We start from the raw sequence: 1152 nt of genomic DNA, 5'->3' as shown, positions 1-1152 counted from the left end.
GCTGTTCCGAATAATAGATCACTTTGAGGGAACTCAGCCCGGATTGTGCGATCTGATCAATCGCCAAACATCACAAATCACCAACCGGACTGAGCGATGCCGATCATAGCACCAATTCCACGCAGCGAACGACGCCTGATGCAGAAAACCATTCACAAAACTCCCGACAAGAATCACGCCCGCAGGCTTATCGCCATGCTGATGTTGCACCGGGGCGAACGTGTCAGCGTTGTGGCCAGAACGCTCTGCTGCGCCCGTTCTTCCGTCGGGCGCTGGATTAACTGGTTTACACTTTACGGTGTTGAAGGTCTTGAATCCCTGCCGGCAGGACGCGGGCGACGCTGGCCCTTTGAACAGATATGCGCCCTGCTGAAGCGACTTGTTGAACGCTCTCCCGGCGACTTTGGTTATCAGCGCTCACGCTGGAGTACGGAGTTACTGGCGATAAAAATTAACCAGATAACCGGCTGTGAGCTGCATCCCTCTACCGTGCGCCGCTGGTTGCCTGCGGCAGGCCTTGTCTGGCGCAGAGCAGCCCCAACGCTGCGCATCCGTGACCCGAACCGGGCGGCAAAAATGGCAGCGATAAACGCGGCACTGGCCGGATGTTGTGCGGAGCATCCTGTGTTTTACGAAGATGAGGTAGATATTCATCTGAACCCCAAAATCGGGGCTGACTGGCAGTTGCGCGGTCAGCAAAAGCAGGTGGTCACACCTGGACAGAATGAAAAATACTACCTTGCCGGTGCACTGAATAGCTGTACTGGGCGGGTCAGTTATGTTGGCAGCAGCAGTAAAAGCTCGAAGCTGTTTATCAGCCTTTTGATGCACCTGAGAGCGAGTTACAGACGGGCGAAGACCATCACGCTGATCGTGGATAACTACATCATTCATAAAAGCCATGAAACGCAGCGCTGGCTGAAAGCCAACCCGAAGTTCATCGTGATTTATCAACCGGTGTATTCACCGTGGGTAAACCATATTGAGCGACTCTGGCTGGCGCTGCATGAGACGATAACCCGAAACCATCAGTGCCGTTCTATGTGGCAACTACTGAAAAAGGTTCGCCATTTTATGAAAACAGCCAGTCCATTCCCGGGTGGCCGACATGGTCTCGCAAAAGTGTAGCGGTATTAGGAACAGCTATTTAGC

General features: G+C 53.5%; 1 protein-coding gene. It reads left to right on the top strand.

Annotated features, from left to right (window positions below; translation table 11 throughout):
- Window positions 1-96: 96 nt before the first annotated feature.
- Window positions 97-1128, top strand: a complete 1032-nt coding sequence (locus tag B9Y90_RS26255; protein WP_085543194.1) for an IS630 family transposase — start codon at window positions 97-99, stop codon at window positions 1126-1128.
- The last annotated feature ends 24 nt before the right edge of the window (window positions 1129-1152 follow it).

The organism is Cedecea sp. NFIX57, from assembly GCF_900177785.1.
In the GTDB taxonomy this organism is placed as follows: domain Bacteria; phylum Pseudomonadota; class Gammaproteobacteria; order Enterobacterales; family Enterobacteriaceae; genus Cedecea; species Cedecea neteri_C.
This window is presented reverse-complemented; position numbering and strand designations above follow the sequence as displayed.

Bases quoted from the DNA above. Each gene is read 5' to 3' on its own strand.
- B9Y90_RS26255 (WP_085543194.1), top strand. From the start codon at position 97: ATGCCGATCATAGCACCAATTCCACGCAGCGAACGACGCCTGATGCAG.